The organism is Bradyrhizobium sp. RDM12 (genome assembly GCF_051917485.1).
Classification (GTDB): domain Bacteria; phylum Pseudomonadota; class Alphaproteobacteria; order Rhizobiales; family Xanthobacteraceae; genus Bradyrhizobium.
On record NZ_CM133064.1, the window covers coordinates 3898511 to 3915172 of the forward strand.

Sequence of the window (16662 nt, forward strand, 5' to 3'; positions counted from 1 at the left end):
TGCATCTTCGGGGATGTCATTGCACCCTGCATGCTCTCGATCGCATTGCGCGGGTCAGAACGCAGCACGTTCCGAACGGGTCTTCGCCCAGGCCGGAAAATCTTCGAGCCGCCAGACACCGATAATCCTGCTGACGCTGACGGAGTCATCCGCAATCTCCATGATCGGCGGCCCAAAATTGTATGGAGATATCTGCAGATTGAGAATGCGGAAGTCTCCGCTGTCAATGTCGGAGTTGTACCCGGTCGCTCGTTCTGTCGTCGTCAGAAAGAACCTGCTTCCTGATTTGTAGACGTTTCTGATCAGGCTCATGCTATCCGCAAAGCTCAGGTGGAAAAGCACCTCCCGGCACAGCACCGCATCCGCAGCCGGAATAGTTTCGGCGATGGCGTCCAGGCAAATGAAATTCCGCCGCGGCGTCGAAAACTCCTTCTGGTTGTGCGCAATGACGGATGGAACGATATCGATGCCGGTGTATGAGCAAGGCAGCTCTATCTTCTTCATCCAGGTGAAGTCTCCGCAGCCGATGTCAAGCAGCGACGATATACCGAGCTCCGATATGACTTTTGGAAGAGTCGCGATAACGTTCTGCGCCGAGCGCTCGCTTGATCCGGCTCCCGAAGAGGGCTGGCCCTCATTTATCTTCCACAGATCGTTCCGATAGATTGCAGCAAAGCGATCCCGAACGGGGGCGCGTTTGTCGATGGTGAATCTGTTTCCCCTCGCCTGGCGCAGCCAGTCGATGATTCCGTCAGGCCAAGACGATGAAGTGTTCCTCGCAAGAACTCGCGCGCCGTGACCCTAAGCGTCATTTGCAACTCCAGCCGGGATGTCAGGAATAGAAGACCCAACAGTACTTGAAAGCCAGTCGCTGTAGAAGGGGAGGCGACGCTGGTTTTCGGGGACTGCGAGGCGGCGAATTCGCCGACGTCCATGTCGAAGCGCGGATGCTGCGGAGAGCGCGGCTTGCTCACTTGTCGATGCCCCGATTGATGTATAAACGATCGGCTCTAGCCGCGAATTTGCGCCCGTGTTGCCGCCGAACCGTTCCGGAGGTCGGACCCAGATAGCCCCGATTGTGAGTCTCCTTATAATGCCGAGAAAATTCGTGACGATGCCTGACCGCCACGACTGGGTCCTTGGGGTCGGTTTCGCCTTGTTAGGTGCGGTGCTGGGGGCCGCCGTGCTTCACCAATCGACCATGTTGTACTTCTATCAGGCGTTCATGCCGGAGATGGTCTATTCGGCGTGTGGCCACGGCTTCGTGCGTTCCCCGGTCACTCCCCGATCAATGGTTGATTTCCTGTTCGGGCGCACTGCCGTGTTCGACTGCGCGACGATCGGGATCGCTCCGGAAGAGCCAGCCGGCATTTTCTTTCGTTCGCAACTTTATCTGGCTTGGACGGTGTCTGCCTTGTGGCGCGTGACGTCGATTCGCTACTCGAATCTTTGGCCGCTGGTCTCGACGCTGGTGGGTGCCTATGCGTGTGGTTGCTTCGTTTTAGTTCGTCTTTTTTCGCGAGATGGCCGGCTGCGGCAGGGGCAATTATCCTGGCTCTGTCGCCGGTCATGCTGTCGATGGTTCCGTATTTTCGGGACTTCTCCAAGGCGCCGTTCTTCATCTGGGCTCTCGTGTTTCTGATTTTGACCATTCGCGCCGAGTTGCCGCGCATGGCTTTGTTGTGGGCGGCGCTTTCCGGCGCGGCGGTCGGCTTGGGAGTAGGCTTTCGCTCCGACGTTTTCATCCTATTGCCGATCGGAATCATCGGATTGGTGGTCGGTTCGAGACCGAAGAGATGGAAAGTCGGTGTCGCAACGATCGCCATTTTCGTCGCGTCATCATTGCTGTCCGCGGCCCCGCTGTTGGGGGTCGGAAAGGCCGGAGCATCCGGCACGTTGCTGATGCAGGGCTTGTCCGATCCGTTCCAGAATTACCTGGATTTGGGACCTGTGCCATATTCGCTTGGAGCGCGCTATTCAGACGAGATCGTGCTGTCGTCCGTCGCCGCAGACTTGCGTCCAACTGACCCGGGTTGGGATGCGAGGGAAGGCAACCTTGGCCACACGGTTTCCCAGGCTGCGACACGATCTGGTTCTTACGTGCTCAACTGGCTTCCTTATTTCGCCGGGGACTTAACGACGCAAGCGCTGAAATCCGCCGCCTGGGTGATCCTGTTTCCGGAACTCGTCGCGCCCGGGCGTGTCAATCTGGATCCAGGTGTTCCGGTGCGCGCGGCGCCGTGGATCGCGCGCTTGCTGAATCGGCTCTATGACCGGCTGGCGAACTCATGGGTTGCGATCATATGTGCGGCAGGATTTGTGGCGCTCTTCTGGCGGAGGCGGCAGTCAGGCCGCGTGAAGCGTTCGCTCTGTTTCTGATGTTCGGCGCGCTTTTGACATATCCGGTGTTGCAGTTTTCGGTTCGGCACGTCTTTCATCTCGAGTTCTTCTGGATCCTGTCAGTTCTCTCGTTCTTCAGCGTCCCATTTGAGTGGTCGCGGCTTCGTGGCGTTTTGCCTCGCTTCTTGAGCGTTGCGGCGATCGTGTCGGTCGGACTGTTTTCATTATACGCTGGCATGACGACGTATCAGGATCGCGCCCTGCGACATCAATTCGAAGCGTTGCTGGCTGAGCCGAGAGAGCCAATTGCCCTCGTCGCAAAACCCTCCACAAGCGAGACGACGGTCTTCAGTCTGCCGCTGCCCGACAGATATCGCGCACTTGTCGAGAGCGCCCCGGACAGTATGACCCCAAACTTGGCGAACAAGGCCTGCAATGGGACGTGCGGGCTGCCGGAGATCGTATCCTGCTAACTCTCGGCGGAGAAAACTGCCGACAGGGCATGGTGACGGTTTCATTCCGATACGCGAAGCGCGAGGGCATATGGCAGCCCCTCGATCACAGCATCTCGGTGGACCTTCCGCAGGATCGGGCCTCGTTCAGCACGGTGCTGGTGCCGGCGTTCTATCGTCCCACCCAATATCTGGCCGATATCCAACTGCCGGACGAATATTCGGCCTGTCTTGTCAAGGCTGAGAGAGTGACCGGGCCAACAAAACTTCCGATTCTTCTGGATGCCGCGCTTGCCCCTGGATGGCAGAACCGGCCCCTGCATCGTGCCTTTGGGGGATTCTCCACATTCGGGATCAAATGAGAGGTCGGATCCGCTCAAACCAAGCCTTTGGCTGCCAAATTTTGCGTTTTACCCCGTATCAGCCTGATATGCGGGCAATCGGCGGTTGCGGAAGCGCGGGGCGTTCTGTAGCACTTTTCGGAAGGCTGGGGCGCGCTGGACTGCAGGCTGCTCGCAGCGGCGCCAACTTTTGATAGATCGCTTAGGAACGTCGATGTTCGAAGACAAATGCTTGCTCATCACGGGTGGCACCGGGTCTTTTGGCAATGCAGTATTGCGTCGCTTTCTCTCGTCGGAAATCCGCGAAATTCGCATTTTCAGCCGTGACGAGAAGAAGCAGGACGATCAGCGCAAATTTTACAATTCCGACAAGCTCAAGTTCTATCTTGGCGATGTCCGTGACTACTCGAGTCTTCTCGGCCCGATGCGCGGCGCTGATTTCGTGTTCCATGCTGCCGCGCTGAAGCAAGTGCCATCCTGCGAGTTCCATCCCATGGAGGCGGTCAAGACCAATGTCGTGGGAACGGAAAATGTGCTCGAGGCGGCGATTGCCTCCCAGGTCAAGCGTATCGTCTGCCTCTCGACCGACAAGGCCGTGTACCCGATCAATGCGATGGGAATATCCAAAGCGCTGATGGAAAAGGTCATGGTCGCCAAGTCGCGCAATCTCGATGCGCGATCGACCGTGATTTGCGGAACGCGCTACGGCAACGTCATGGCCTCGCGCGGTTCGGTCATTCCGTTGTTCGTTGATCAAATCCTCGCCGGCAAGCCTATCACCATCACTGATCCGAACATGACGCGCTTCATGATGTCGCTGGGCGACGCAGTGGATCTCGTGCTCTATGCGTTCGAACATGGCGACAACGGCGACATCTTTGTCCAGAAAGCCCCGGCCGCGACGATCGAAGTTCTCGCCAAGGCGATGGTGAAGGTTCTTAGCCGTCCCGATCATCCGATCCAGATCATTGGCACCCGTCACGGGGAGAAACTGTACGAAACGCTGCTCTCCAGGGAGGAGCGCGCCAGCGCGCAGGATCTCGATCTCTACTTCCGTGTTCCGCCCGATCTGCGCGACCTGAACTACACAAAATTCTACGAAGAGGGCGAAACACAGATCTCGATCAGCGAGGATTACAATTCTCACAACACCGAACGCCTTGACGTCGCCGGCATGATCAGGTTGCTCAATAGCCTTGATTACATCCGCACCGTCGTTGCAGGCCGCACACCCGTCAACGAAGGATGACGAAGCGGCGTGGTAAATCCAACGGGACCGGGCCCGCCCATGCTGCTCGCAACCGATGGGTGGTCAAGAGGTTGAGACGGATGATATGCAAGGTATCGGGTTCATGACTGCTGGCAGGCTTAAGGTAGTTACCGTAATCGGCACCAGACCCGAGATCATCCGGCTGTCGCGCGTCATAGCCAAGCTCGATCAGTTCTGCGATCACACGCTGGTTCATACCGGACAGAATTACGATTACGAGCTGAATCAGATCTTCTTCGACGATCTTGGTATCCGAAAGCCGGATGTTTTTCTTGGGGCTGCGGGTGCAACGGCAGCCGAGACGATCGGCAACGTCATCATTGCAGCGGACCGGGTCTTGGCCGAGCGGGGTCCCGAGGCTCTGCTTATCCTCGGCGACACGAACAGCAGCCTCGCGGTGATCGCTGCCAAGCGTCGTAGGATTCCGATCTTTCACATGGAGGCCGGCAACCGCAGCTTCGACGACCGCGTTCCCGAAGAGATCAATCGACGAATTGTCGACCACACCGCGGATATCAATCTCACCTATTCGACCATCGCGCGCGACTACCTGCTCCGCGAGGGATTGGCGCCCGACCGCGTCATCAAGACCGGGAGTCCAATGTTCGAGGTGCTGGAGCACTACCGTCCGCAGATCGATGCTTCCGGTGTACGGGCGCGGCTCGGGCTGGAGACCGGTCGCTATTTCGTCGTCAGCGCGCACCGGGAGGAGAACGTCGATTCAGAGACGAATTTCACCAAGCTCCAGGAGATGCTCAATGCTGTGGCCGCGCAGTTCAACCTGCCGGTTATCGTCTCGACCCATCCGCGCACCCAGAAGCGCATCGACGCGAGGGGCATGTCGTTCCGGCCGGAAGTCCAACTGCTGAAGCCGCTTGGCTTCAGCGATTATGTTAATCTGCAGATCGGAGCCCGCGCCGTACTTTCAGACAGCGGCACCATCACGGAGGAGGCGTCGATTCTTGATCTCCCGGCGCTGAATATTCGAGAGGCGCACGAGCGTCCCGAAGGTATGGAGGAGGGAGCCGTGATGATGGTCGGCCTCGACGTCGATCGCGTCATGCAGGGGATTGCGATTCTCGATGCGCGAGAGCGCGGCAGCGGTCGAGCCCTCCAGATCGTATCCGACTATGCGACGCCTAATGTGTCCGACAAGGTCGTTCGCATCATCCATAGCTATGCCGATTACGTCAAAAGGGTTGTCTGGAGAACGGATCGTTAGAGGATATAGCGCCGGACGCCGCTGGTCGTCCGTACCGTAAGATAGCCTGGATTGGTGCTCCTTGAAGTTGCTTGTCGTCAGCCAGTACTTTTGGCCGGAAAATTTCAAGATCAACGATCTCGTGGAAGATCTCGCGGCTCGAGGTCACGAGGTCACGATCTTGACCGGGACGCCCAGCTATCCCAATCGCAGCGGATTCGGCGGCTTCTACGCTGCGCCCGAACGGTACGAACGGTACAAGGGCGCGCGGATCGTGCGCGTGCCTCTGCTGGCGCGATCTGCCGGGCCCGGGCTCTTGCTGAACTATCTGAGCTTCGTCGTGACTGCGGCTGTTCTTGGTCCTATCAAGCTCCGATCGACGCCGTTCGATTGCATCTTTGTCTTCGAGCCGTCTCCGGTCACGGTCGGCATTCCGGCGATGCTGCTGCGTCGGCTGCGCCGGGTGCCGATGGCCTTCTGGGTGCAGGACCTGTGGCCTGAAACGCTCTCCGCCATCGGCGCGGTGACGTCGCCCCGATTGCTAGCGCTGATCGGTCGTTTGGTCCGGCTCATATACAATCGCTGCGACTTGATCCTGGCGCAGTCGCGCAGCTTTGTTCCGCGGATCGCCGGCAATTGCGATCATCCGGAACGCATCGTCTATTTTCCAAACTGGGCCGAACTGATCTATGAGACGCGCGATCAGGCCGCCGCGCCCGAGGTTCCGCCGGCGAACGGCAAGTTCACCGTCATGTTCGCTGGCAACATCGGTGACGCGCAAGACTTTCCTGCGATTCTCGATGCCGCTGAGCAGTTGCGCGGCCGCCCGGATTTGCGCTGGGTCCTCGTTGGCGACGGCCGCGCGTCCGATTGGGTTGCTTCCGAAATCAGTCGTCGTGGCCTCGGTGACGTGGTTTTGATGCTTGGACGATTTGCAGTCGAGCGGATGCCGTCATTTTTTCACTGCGCCAATGCGTTGCTTGTCTCATTGAAGCCGGACCCGGTGTTGTCCTCAACCATTCCGGCCAAGCTGCAGACCTACCTCGCCGCTGGTATCCCAGTTCTCGCCATGATGGACGGCGAGGGCGCGGCGCTGATCCGGCATTCAGGAGCCGGTCTCGTCTGCTCCGCCGGTGATGCGAAAGGACTCGCCCATGCGGCCGTGCAGCTTGCGAGTTTGACGCCGAATGAGAGGCGCGCGATGGGGGCGCGCGGACGCGATCTTGCAACTGCCGAATTCGATCGCAAGAAGCAGATCGACAAGCTCGTAGGCTGGTTGTCCGAATTGCGTTACTCGGGTGACGGGAACCGGGAGGCGCGTTGATAGGAGCGGCTAACTCAAAAGCGGGCTAACGAAGTAAGAGATTGAAGTACGGGACCTTTGTGCGAAGCACTTGACGTCGAACCGCATTTTAGGTTGAGTCGCGGCGGGGTTGCTGATGGAATTTTCGTGCAACCTGGGAGTGGGTGAAGGATATGTCATCATTGGAGGAACAGCTTCCACTCGACAAGATGGAAGTCTATGCGGGCAAGACTGGCGAGTACAACGGCGCCAAGCCGTTTCCGCATATTGCGATCGATAATTTTCTCCGCCCTGACGTGCTGCGCCGGCTGATCAGCGAGTTCCCGACTCCGAGCGACCCGAACTGGCTGAAGTACAGGGCACCTGCGGAAAAAGACAAACTGCAAAGCACCAGCGAATTGACGATGCCGCCGGCCGTGCGCGATGTCATCGGCGCTCTCAATTCGTCTACGTTCGTTAAATTTCTGGAGCGACTGACCGGAATTGATGGCATCATTCCGGATCCGCATCTGCACGGAGGCGGAATGCACCAGACGATGACCGGTGGTCATCTCAAAATGCATGTCGACTACAACATCCACCAGGAATGGAAGCTGGACCGTCGGCTCAACGTTATCCTGTACCTCAACGAGCACTGGGAAGATCAGTGGGGAGGAGCGCTGGAGCTCTGGGATTCCGACGCGGATAACAACATGACAGCTTGCGTCCAGAAGTTTTTTCCGATCGCCAACCGAATGGTGATCTTCTCGACAACCGAACGATCATGGCACGGCCATCCAGACGCGCTGACATGCCCTCCGGATCAAACTCGAAAATCGATCGCGCTTTACTACTATACCAACGGGCGTCCAAAGGAGGAGTTGCCGGAGTTTCACAATACGATATTTTTGGAGCGCCCTGGCGAGGTATTCAGCTATGTTGGAATTAAGGATCTGATCCGGGACGTTACGCCGCCGATTCTGGCAAAGGCGCTAAGAAGGATGAAGTCGCGTGCGAGAGCTAGTTAAGTCGGCGGCGATCGCTATCTTCCAACGCGCTCTGTTCGATGATCGAATCACCAACTTTGCCCTGAACGGCAGCTTGGCGCGAAGATTTATCGCGAGCGAAGCCGGTGCAAGCTTCGGTGTTTCGGCAGCGGTTCGGTCCGAACTGCTCCGCAGATTCAGGATTATCAATCGAAACGTCCGATCGGCAACGCAATGGCCATCTTACCTAGTGATGGCCGACATTCTGCTGAACATTCCGTCTTCGCTGAAGGGCGATGTCGTTGAGTGCGGCTGCTATAAGGGGGCCAGCACGGCAGCGCTCTCGCTACTTTGCGCAAAAGTCGGCCGAAAGCTGATCGTCTGCGACTCTTTCGAAGGCCTGCCCGCTGACTCGGCCGACGCCCAGCATCGCTATCCGCATCTCGGCGCAACCACGACATACAACGTCGGGGACTTCGCCGGCCGGCTCGATGAAGTAAAGCAGAATATCGCCACGTACGGCGACCTCTCGGTTTGCGAATTTGTACCGGGGTTCTACTCGGAATCGCTAACGGGATTCAGTCGCGATCTGGTCTTCGGATTTTTCGATGTTGACCTGCTCTCATCGATGCAAGACTGTATCCGCTATCTGTGGCCGTGCTTCCGCGATGGCGGTGTCATCTTCACAGACGACTCCTGCGACATGGAAGTCGTCAAGATCTGGTTCGACAGGCAATTCTGGCAAGCCAATCTCGATTGCGAGCCGCCGGGCTATATCGGTTCCGGCTGTGGCCTGCCGTCGATCTCACCTGCGTATTCATCACTGGGCTATACCTTCAAGGGCGTCGGCAAACTGTCTACTGTGAGCTTTACCTAGCTGGCGCTGGCCTGTTGCGATGTGATCTCACTGCGGCCGAACGATGGTATGCTGCCTGCCGTTTGTGTTCGGGTTGGTGGCGTCGCTGGACGAGAAAATAATACCGAGTCCTCGCCAGTGCGAAAATTGTCCGAAGCCGTTCTTGTAGATATCATCGTGCGAGCTGTGCGCGGGTCCGAGCGGCTTGTTGTTTTCGTAGATCACGATCGGAGACCTGGCGCGGTCGTCTGCGGAGTCTGCGAACTCATCAAGCGATGAGATGCATTCCGTGGATGCCCGATACGCCCGCTCGTCGCCGTCAAACTTTGCGAACGGCGCGAGCATGAAGCTCCGGATCACTGGCGGATCCGGCTGCGGGGCGTAGGAATATTCTAGGTAGATCGCGGCCGGAAAATACGGTTGCCAGCAGCCCAGGCACTAGCGTTGCAGTCCTCGAGAACGTCCTGGACTGCATGGGCGCGAGACTACCAGAAACAGCGGATGGCGCAATCGGCCGATCATCGCTGGTGCATCCCGCGTCTCACATGCGACAGGATTGCCGTGGCCTTCTACGACGCTCTGAATCCCGCGGTGATTCCGTAATATGTTTCGCAAACTTTTCGGCGTGTGAGACAACAGCCGACCCACGCGCAATGGATTTATCAGCCTTGCATTCGCAGTGAGTCCGAAGAAGTTCCGGACCAGAACGACATTTACGAGGGCTTGCGTAGTCGAACTCGCGGCATATACGGTCGCGACGCCTAAAATCCCGAATTTGAACATGGCCCAAACAGCCAGCAGCAACGTCACGCTCGCGACGATCAGCGTGCTCACCATTGCGACTTTTTGTTTGCCCAGGAGAATGAGCGCGTAACCGGCGAGGCCGCCTGCCGAAAACATGACCTGGCCAAGCCCCAGGATGAGCGCGGCGCCGAACGCCCGCGAATACGCCTCTCCCCAGATCATCAATATCAAGCTTCGTCCGAAGCCCGCGAACAGCACAACTCCAACAAGTGCTGCGAAGGTCGCGCCGGTGGCCGAGAGAGTTAGCAGCCATTGCAAATACAAGCGGCGGTGACGCGCCCAGTTGGTTACGATGTGAGGCAGGATCGTGAGCGATACGATCGTGAGCGGGACCGCAAACATGCTTCCGATTCTCAGAGCCAATCCGTAACACGCGATGTCTGCAGGGTGGCCGCCGAGCCCCACGACCCAAATGTCGAGCTGGGACACGGCAACGAAGCTCAGAGCCGTTATGAGATTTGGCCAGCTTTCGGCGAAAATGTTCGATGGGGGCGCCGGCGTGACCGGTACCCGCTGCCAGGGGCGCATCATTCGTGCCAATTGCGCCAATCCGAGCACGATCCCGGCTATGGCCGCGAGCACGCTGGCGATAAGTAGGTGCGAGACGTATAAGGGGACTTTGAACGCGAGCGCAGATACGAGATAGGCGCTGACGATCAGCCCCTGAAGGGCGGGCAGGAACGAAGCGGCCATCATGCCGTAGAGTGCGCGATGGATTTCGGCGAGCACGCCGAGCAGAGCGCCGGCTGCAATCATTGGAATTATGAGCGGAACGAGACTCGAGATTTCTGCGCTCAATGCGTTCGCGCCCGGGCCGAAAGCGAACGCACAAATTCCAACCAGGCATCCGACGGCCAAGCCGGAGATGATGGATATCTTTGTCGTTGCGATGGCGGCGGCCCGAGCTCGCCCCGTGTCTCCAACCGCAATCGCATGTGAGATGATCCCGGGGATCGTGACGGGCAGCCCCAGTTGAGCAATGACAACGCTCACGCTGACGATGGCTTGGACGAAAAAGAACACGCCGACGTCGTGCAAACCCAGGCCCAGCGGAAGCAGCAGGCCGATCCCGACGCCAGTCACGAGTTGGAGGACCTTGCCGGCCATGGCTATACCGCCCGATCGGCCCGGATTTCCGCCGCTCGAAGGTCCGTCCGTCGGACGCTTGCGCAAGAAGGTCACGGCCGCATCCCTATGATCCGTTGCCCATGCTGTCGACCTCTTACCCTGACGTGGCGCGAAGGCCGGCTAAAACCGATCCTTGGAAAGGTGATCAAAAGCGTCAGGCGCTGAGGGCGATGTTCTCACGAGATCCAGCTTGAAAAAACCGGCAACGAAAATCAGGGATAGAGCCAGGAAGCCGAAAAGCGTGTCGGCTGACTGCAATAGTTGATTGTTGGCCGGAAAATAAAAGACCATCGTGTTCAGCAGATAGAACATGGATAGAGCAATGACGGACCCTGTCATCAAAAGGCTGCGCCATACCAGGCCATAGAGGGCGCCGATCATCAGAACGACGATCAACGAACCGGATACGCCGAAGTCCGAGATGAACCATGTGAACGCGGAATGCCAGGTTGTCCAGAGACTCCAATCGTATTTCTGTTCGATTACCGGAAGAAGTGTATGGAAGTACCAGCTGTCGCCAAGGAGGAACTTGGCCTTCCTCAAGACGACCAGGGAGTTGGTGAGCCCCCACCCCAGTCCATAGTCGGTTTCTGCCAGCGCGAGGGAAAGTCCATAGTAACCGACGCCGAGGTATCGCGTGACTGTCTCATAGCCCGGGAACAGCGCTGATGGGAGGATTGCATAGACCGCGCCGGATCTCTGCGCGTCAAGATTCAGTGGCGTGAAGTGGCCGACGTTGGAGGCTGGATCGCGGAACGAGATGAAGAAAACGAAGATCCACAAGAACAATGCGGTGCCAACGACTGCCGAGGAGATCAAGATCCAGATGGTGCGGCGCGAGGTCAGTCCTGAAAAGACGTAGTATAACCCCAAGGTCAGCGGTAGCAGCACCGACAATTGGAATAAGCCGCGATTGACGCCAATATGAGTGTAGATCAGCAGAAAAATAAGGCAGGCGAAGATGTACGCAAGCCGGTAGAGCCAACCTAGCCGACGCCAATGTTGTATTGCTCCAGTCAGCGCAACAAAGAAAAACGGGCTGAGCAAGGCGAACGCGTACTCGAAATAGGTCCACCATCCACGCGTGAAGTTCCTCGCAACGAAGATATCGTAGTTGTAGTTCGCGCGCGATAGTTGAAGCGAAACCGGTGGTAGGGGCGAGTCGGTTCGCGCTACCGACAAGATGAGCACACTGAGAACCATGAGCAGAATCGCAACTTTGATCGTTGCAGTTTCGCGATGGCTTGCGATAGGCGACCGCCACGGCGGGGATACGAAGGCCCCACCGATCGCCCCAACGAAGAACAGGGCTATGGCCGCCGTGAGATAGAGGTAAAGGTATTCCGGCTGTTGCACTGGCCAGGGCCACGGGCCGAAACGAAAAGCGAGCACGGTCAGTGCAAGATAGATCGTCATAGCCACTGGAGCGCCGGTCAACCGAAGGGCGCTGATACGCTCGGGAGTCTTAAGAACCATGTGCGCAAAGCCCTGTGACGATTGGAATCATGACGGCATCAGCTGCTGCGTCGAAAGCGTCCAACCAGGCGCGCGATCGGTTGCTTTAGCTGAGGGGGGATCACCGCGCGAACGAGTCTCGACATCGATTTCAGGTTGAGGCTTGCAGGGTCGTATGTGTGGGCGGTCAGGATTGACTGGGCAAATCGGGTCAGGTGACCGTTGCGCAGATGCCCGCGAGCGGCGACGAGGTGGGCGTTGGCTAGCGCGAGGTTCTTGCCTGCCCGCAGGGAGCTGGGACAAAACGGGCCATCGAAGAATTTGTCAGCAACGTAGATGAACTCATCGACCAACTTGTCCGACACGATTCCGCTGATTGAAAGTGATCCGGAATGGACCCTATAGAGCGCCAGCACTTCCGGATTGAAATCAATGCGGCCAAGACATCCCACCCGCATCCAGAATTCGCGATCTGGTCCGAGCCTGCAGCGAGGGTCCCATCCGCCGACCGCGTCATATACGCTCCGACGAAAGATGGCGCCTGGGCCAATGTAGCACTCTTGTTCGATCACGAGCTCTGCCAGAGAAAATGGCCGCCCCCCGTGCTCCCTGACAATCCTGCCGTTCTGATCGATCAGATTCGTGTTTGGGAACGTTGCTACCGCCCCAGGTTCTCCTTCGAGATGCTTGACTAGGGTAGCGATCGCGTCAGGTAGCAGGATGTCGTCGTCGCTCAGGTAACCGAGATATGTTCCGGTCGATGCGCCCCAACCTGCCGTCAACGCTGCGACTTGTCCGGCGTTCGATTGCCGCAAGACCTTGACTCCCGGTGGAAGTGTCGCGAGATACTCTTCGGTCGAGTCGGTCGAGCCATCGTCGACGATGATGAATTCAATGTTGCGATAGCTTTGATTAAGTACCGAGTTCACCGTCTCCGGCAGATATTTGGAGCGGTTGTAGGTGGGCGTCACCAAGCTTATCAGTGGCAGTTCCGTCAACGTATAACTCCAACTTTATCCCTGCCACGCCCGAGAGTTGCCGATGATCCGTGATTACTACAGGCTGGCCATCTGGCGCAATTCCCAGTAAATGAATCAATTCCATCTTGCGACTTTCGGCGCGGGGTAGCCGTTTTGCCTTCGCGACCCTCGTAGTTGCAAATTATTGGTCGGTGACGGTCTGCGTCGTGCGATTGACACATTCGCCCGGAATCTCGATTGCCTTCCTTTTGGAAGGGATACTCAGCGCCTTACGTTGCCAATCATCGATATTGTCGCGACAGTGTCGTTCCCTTCCAGCGCGCGAAACCAGATCATGATGAAAGTCTTGGGATTTACCAGGCACTATCTGCCGGGATTTAAAGCGGGCGGTCCGATCAGGTCGCTGGCGAACATGGCGGAAGCGCTCGGCGACGAGATCAGATTTTTCATCGGGACACTTGATCGCGATCTGGGCGACGCCGAACCTTATCCGGAGCTTGATGCGAATGCCTGGATCAAAATGGGCAAGGCCGAGGTTCGATATTTTGGGTCCGAAAATATCTCCATCCGGGCCATCCGCGCCTTGATTGAAGAGGTTCGGCCTGACTGCATTTACCTCAACAGTTTTTTCGATCCGGTCTTTAGCTTGCGTGTCCTGATCGCTCGGCGAGCAGGTCTTATTCCACGCATACCATTGCTTCTTGCTCCGCGTGGAGAGTTCTCGCCTGGAGCCCTGACGCTAAAGAGCCTGAGGAAATCAGCATATATCAAGGGCGCCTCAATGTCTCGGTTGACCCGGGACGTCATGTGGCATGCTTCGACGGAAATCGAGGCTGAAGATATTTGCCGAGCTATGTCGATCGGCTCGTCTTCGATTGCAATCGGATCTGATCTGGCCACCGCGCCGCCGGCAAACGCAGCTTCAACGTGGGAGCCACGTGAGAGTGGTAGTCCATTTCGTCTTTGTTTCCTGTCGCGCATATCGCCCAAGAAGAACCTGACCGGCGCGTTGCGGGCTGTTAGCCTCGCAAAGGCGCGAGTAGTTTTCGATATCTACGGGCCGAAAGAGGACGAGACCTATTGGGCGGAATGCCAGAAGCTCATCGACGAGTTGCCGCCACATGTCAGCGTCGCCTATCGCGGTGAAGTTGCGCACCAGGATATCGCATCGGTCTTTGCTTGCTATGACCTGTTCTTGTTTCCGACTTTAGGCGAGAACTACGGGCACGTCATTTTCGAGGCAATGAGCGTAGGGCTCCCTGTGCTCACCAGCGACCAGACCCCGTGGAACGATCTGCGTGAATCGGGCGCAGGATGGGCGATCGCGCCAGATCCCGGCTCCGTCGCGGCTTGCATCGATGAGGCGTCGCGTTGGACGTTGGCCGAACAGTCCACAGCGAGAACTGCGTGCATGCAATATGCTGAACGTATCTTGCAGGATTCGCAAAGCATCGAGCAGAATCGCCAGTTGCTTTTTGCCGCCGCGGGGATTGCCGTCCGGTGATCGACCTCCATGCCAGATCTCCTGTGAGTTCCACTGCGATGGGGTGCGCCGCAGGGGCATTCCATCCTGCAAAATTATATGGGAGACAGGCTGGCCGGAGGACCGCCGGGCCGGGAGAGGAGGGCTCCTCGTCCGGTGATCGTCGCTCCAGGCGGGCAAGGCCGATGTTCGGATGCGTTGCCAGCTATCTTGGCGTTTGGGCCAGGCTGGCTGTCAGGTTCATGGCGATGGAACATATCTCGAGGATTTTGAGTGCCTACCGTGATTCTCGGCTCAAACGCTCACGATGCTTCGGCTGATTCGAGGCAGGCTGCAGGCGGGCTCGTCAATGGCGTTGAGCCACGATCAATCCAGTCGAGGGTGCGGACATTTGGTCGTATCGGACCTTTACCGTGGGTTGCATATCCGGTTTAAGACATTCTGCAGAAGCTGTGAGCGGTTCAGGACGATAGGATGGCATTTCGAATACTGGTCACCGGCTCTTCAGGCTTCATTGGCGAAGCGGTTTGTTCCGTCTTGGCGTCCGCCGGGCATCATGTGAGGGCGGCTTCGCGCCAGCCGGGCAGGGCGGGGAACAACCTGGAATGTGTGAAATTGCCCGATCTCGAATCCCAGGTGGACTGGCATCCGCTCCTTGAGGGCATAGACATCGTCGTGCACTTGGCAGCAATTGCCCACCGCAGCCGCGTCGATAGCGGCAATTACACGCGAGCCAATCGTGTCGCGACAAAAGGCTTGGCAGAGGCCTGTCGGCATCACGGGATCAAACGCTTGATTTTCATGTCGTCTATTGGTGCCCAGGCGGGCTCGGCGGCGGATGGCGTCGTTACGGAACATGACAAAGCGTGCCCGGTCACGGCTTACGATCGAGCGAAGCTTGAGGCGGAAGAGGAAATTAAACGCTCTGGCGTGCCGTATACGATTCTCCGGCCCGTGATCGTCTACGGGCCGGGAGCCAAGGCCAATATCGCGTTGATCATACGAATTGCGGCGCTGCCCATTCCGCTACCCTTTGGTGCGTTCCGCAATCGACGCTCTCTTCTATCAATCGGGAATCTATCAGAAGCAGTCTTGTTCTGTCTCGATGGATCCGCCACGTTGAACCAGACCTTCGTCGTTTCCGATCCGGAGCCTGTCACTATCGCTGAAATCTTTGCCGCGCTACGAGAGGGAATGGGACGTTCGCCAGGACTTGTTTCCATACCGCCGCTGACACTCAAGGTCATGATGATTGCAACTGGGCGCCGGTCGCTTTGGGACCGGATCGGACGGGAGCTGGTTGTAAGCTCGGCTAGCTTGCAGAAGGCTGGATGGTGTCCTCGAGTTGAGACCAAAGCGGGCCTCCGTGCGATAGTCGAGCCGCGGTCGGGATCGTTGGAGTGATTGATCAATGAAGCGGGCGTTCGATTTTGCAGCCTGCGCGCTGTTTCTTTTGATTTCCTGGCCGGTGCTTCTCGCAATCGTGGTCGCCATTCGGCTCCAGAGTCCGGGTGGAGCGATCTTTGCGCAGGTTCGCGTCGGAAGAGGCGGGCATCCATTTACCTGTTACAAGTTTCGAACGATGCATACGGGAACCGCGAATGTTCCTACGCATCAGGTCGAGGCCTCGTCGGTCACCGCGCTCGGTGAGTATCTTCGGCGTTTCAAGGTCGATGAAATCCCACAGCTCTATAACGTGTTGGCCGGTGATATGAGCCTTGTCGGACCTCGGCCTTGCTTGCCGTCCCAAGCGGCTCTGGTTGAGGCGCGCAAGCGATTAGGGGTCTTGACGGTCCTGCCTGGTATTACGGGCCTTGCGCAAAGCCGAGGTATCGATATGTCTGACCCCAAGCGTCTGGCCGAAGTGGATGCCGAATATATCCACAGCCAGAGCTTTGCCGGAGATCTGAAGCTGATCTGGTCGACCCTTCGCGGGCACGGCGTGGAGTCGATCGTGTTGTCCGGGACAAGACCTATGGCTAGCAACCCACAATCGGACCCTGCATTCAAGTGACGATCAAGATGGCTTCTTGACGGGCGGTTGATCAAACAACGGATGAAAGGTCCGGGGTGTCCAGCCGAAG

General features: G+C 57.7%; 17 protein-coding genes. 12 read left to right on the forward strand and 5 right to left on the reverse strand.

Annotated features, from left to right (window positions below):
• Nucleotides 1-54: 54 nt before the first annotated feature.
• The gene (locus ACTGJ9_RS18815; RefSeq protein ID WP_456678268.1) at nt 55-504 is read right to left on the reverse strand and encodes a methyltransferase domain-containing protein; all 450 of its coding nucleotides are present in this window, start codon (nt 502-504) and stop codon (nt 55-57) included.
• A gap of 604 nt (nt 505-1108) precedes the next feature.
• Between ACTGJ9_RS18815 and ACTGJ9_RS18820 the strand changes: the two genes are divergently transcribed.
• From ACTGJ9_RS18820 to ACTGJ9_RS18860, 9 genes are all read left to right on the forward strand, one after another.
• Entirely contained in the window at nt 1109-1642 is a 534-nt protein-coding gene (locus ACTGJ9_RS18820) for a hypothetical protein (protein WP_456678269.1), read from the forward strand.
• On the forward strand, nt 1570-2379 hold the full coding sequence (locus ACTGJ9_RS18825) for a hypothetical protein (protein ID WP_456678270.1): 810 nt from the start codon (nt 1570-1572) through the stop codon (nt 2377-2379). Before ACTGJ9_RS18820 ends, ACTGJ9_RS18825 begins: the two co-directional genes overlap by 73 nt.
• Nucleotides 2379-2813 (forward strand): hypothetical protein, encoded by a 435-nt coding sequence (locus ACTGJ9_RS18830; RefSeq protein WP_456678271.1) that lies wholly within the window; start codon nt 2379-2381, stop codon nt 2811-2813. Before ACTGJ9_RS18825 ends, ACTGJ9_RS18830 begins: the two co-directional genes overlap by 1 nt.
• A 29-nt stretch (nt 2814-2842) precedes the next feature.
• The gene (locus ACTGJ9_RS18835; protein WP_456678272.1) at nt 2843-3154 is read left to right on the forward strand and encodes a hypothetical protein; all 312 of its coding nucleotides are present in this window, start codon (nt 2843-2845) and stop codon (nt 3152-3154) included.
• Nucleotides 3155-3347: 193 nt separating this feature from the next.
• A complete protein-coding gene (locus ACTGJ9_RS18840; protein ID WP_456678273.1) occupies nt 3348-4382 on the forward strand; it encodes a polysaccharide biosynthesis protein in 1035 nt (344 codons plus the stop codon).
• A gap of 103 nt (nt 4383-4485) precedes the next feature.
• A complete protein-coding gene (wecB, locus tag ACTGJ9_RS18845) occupies nt 4486-5625 on the forward strand; it encodes a non-hydrolyzing UDP-N-acetylglucosamine 2-epimerase (RefSeq protein WP_456678274.1) in 1140 nt (379 codons plus the stop codon).
• A 121-nt stretch (nt 5626-5746) separates the two neighbouring features.
• On the forward strand, nt 5747-6928 hold the full coding sequence (locus tag ACTGJ9_RS18850; RefSeq protein WP_456678571.1) for a glycosyltransferase family 4 protein: 1182 nt from the start codon (nt 5747-5749) through the stop codon (nt 6926-6928).
• A gap of 161 nt (nt 6929-7089) precedes the next feature.
• Nucleotides 7090-7914, forward strand: coding sequence for a 2OG-Fe(II) oxygenase (locus ACTGJ9_RS18855; RefSeq protein WP_456678275.1), 825 nt, complete (start codon nt 7090-7092; stop codon nt 7912-7914).
• Nucleotides 7898-8749 (forward strand): TylF/MycF/NovP-related O-methyltransferase, encoded by an 852-nt coding sequence (locus ACTGJ9_RS18860; protein WP_456678276.1) that lies wholly within the window; start codon nt 7898-7900, stop codon nt 8747-8749. Before ACTGJ9_RS18855 ends, ACTGJ9_RS18860 begins: the two co-directional genes overlap by 17 nt.
• 27 nt (nt 8750-8776) lie before the next feature.
• Here the strand turns inward: ACTGJ9_RS18860 and ACTGJ9_RS18865 are convergent, their stop codons facing one another.
• The 4 genes from ACTGJ9_RS18865 to ACTGJ9_RS18880 all read right to left on the reverse strand — a co-directional run bounded on the left by ACTGJ9_RS18865 (nt 8777) and on the right by ACTGJ9_RS18880 (nt 13113).
• Complete coding sequence (locus tag ACTGJ9_RS18865) at nt 8777-9073, reverse strand: hypothetical protein (RefSeq protein ID WP_456678277.1); 297 nt, start codon at nt 9071-9073, stop codon at nt 8777-8779.
• A 93-nt stretch (nt 9074-9166) separates the two neighbouring features.
• Nucleotides 9167-10639 (reverse strand): lipopolysaccharide biosynthesis protein, encoded by a 1473-nt coding sequence (locus ACTGJ9_RS18870; RefSeq protein WP_456678278.1) that lies wholly within the window; start codon nt 10637-10639, stop codon nt 9167-9169.
• Between the two features lie 141 nt (nt 10640-10780).
• On the reverse strand, nt 10781-12136 hold the full coding sequence (locus ACTGJ9_RS18875) for a hypothetical protein (RefSeq protein ID WP_456678279.1): 1356 nt from the start codon (nt 12134-12136) through the stop codon (nt 10781-10783).
• Nucleotides 12137-12174: 38 nt separating this feature from the next.
• Complete coding sequence (locus ACTGJ9_RS18880; protein WP_456678280.1) at nt 12175-13113, reverse strand: glycosyltransferase; 939 nt, start codon at nt 13111-13113, stop codon at nt 12175-12177.
• A gap of 316 nt (nt 13114-13429) precedes the next feature.
• On the opposite strand from ACTGJ9_RS18880, the gene ACTGJ9_RS18885 reads away from it, so the two are divergent.
• The 3 genes from ACTGJ9_RS18885 (at nt 13430) to ACTGJ9_RS18895 (ending at nt 16592) form a co-directional block, all read left to right on the forward strand.
• Nucleotides 13430-14599 carry a glycosyltransferase gene (locus tag ACTGJ9_RS18885; RefSeq protein WP_456678281.1) on the forward strand — a complete coding sequence of 390 codons (1170 nt, stop codon included), beginning with the start codon at nt 13430-13432 and terminating at the stop codon, nt 14597-14599.
• Nucleotides 14600-15052: 453 nt separating this feature from the next.
• Complete coding sequence (locus ACTGJ9_RS18890) at nt 15053-15982, forward strand: NAD-dependent epimerase/dehydratase family protein (protein ID WP_456678282.1); 930 nt, start codon at nt 15053-15055, stop codon at nt 15980-15982.
• Between the two features lie 7 nt (nt 15983-15989).
• Nucleotides 15990-16592, forward strand: a complete 603-nt coding sequence (locus ACTGJ9_RS18895) for a sugar transferase (protein WP_456678283.1) — start codon at nt 15990-15992, stop codon at nt 16590-16592.
• Nucleotides 16593-16662: the final 70 nt, after the last annotated feature.

Bases quoted from the DNA above. Each gene is read 5' to 3' on its own strand.
- ACTGJ9_RS18825 (WP_456678270.1), top strand. From the start codon at position 1,570: ATGCTGTCGATGGTTCCGTATTTTCGGGACTTCTCCAAGGCGCCGTTC.
- ACTGJ9_RS18870 (WP_456678278.1), bottom strand. From the start codon at position 10,639: ATGGCCGGCAAGGTCCTCCAACTCGTGACTGGCGTCGGGATCGGCCTG.
- ACTGJ9_RS18895 (WP_456678283.1), top strand. From the start codon at position 15,990: ATGAAGCGGGCGTTCGATTTTGCAGCCTGCGCGCTGTTTCTTTTGATT.
- ACTGJ9_RS18890 (WP_456678282.1), top strand. From the start codon at position 15,053: ATGGCATTTCGAATACTGGTCACCGGCTCTTCAGGCTTCATTGGCGAA.
- wecB (WP_456678274.1), top strand. From the start codon at position 4,486: ATGACTGCTGGCAGGCTTAAGGTAGTTACCGTAATCGGCACCAGACCC.
- ACTGJ9_RS18865 (WP_456678277.1), bottom strand. From the start codon at position 9,073: ATGCTCGCGCCGTTCGCAAAGTTTGACGGCGACGAGCGGGCGTATCGG.
- ACTGJ9_RS18885 (WP_456678281.1), top strand. From the start codon at position 13,430: ATGATGAAAGTCTTGGGATTTACCAGGCACTATCTGCCGGGATTTAAA.
- ACTGJ9_RS18830 (WP_456678271.1), top strand. From the start codon at position 2,379: ATGTTCGGCGCGCTTTTGACATATCCGGTGTTGCAGTTTTCGGTTCGG.
- ACTGJ9_RS18815 (WP_456678268.1), bottom strand. From the start codon at position 504: ATGAAGAAGATAGAGCTGCCTTGCTCATACACCGGCATCGATATCGTT.
- ACTGJ9_RS18840 (WP_456678273.1), top strand. From the start codon at position 3,348: ATGTTCGAAGACAAATGCTTGCTCATCACGGGTGGCACCGGGTCTTTT.
- ACTGJ9_RS18875 (WP_456678279.1), bottom strand. From the start codon at position 12,136: ATGGTTCTTAAGACTCCCGAGCGTATCAGCGCCCTTCGGTTGACCGGC.
- ACTGJ9_RS18835 (WP_456678272.1), top strand. From the start codon at position 2,843: ATGGTGACGGTTTCATTCCGATACGCGAAGCGCGAGGGCATATGGCAG.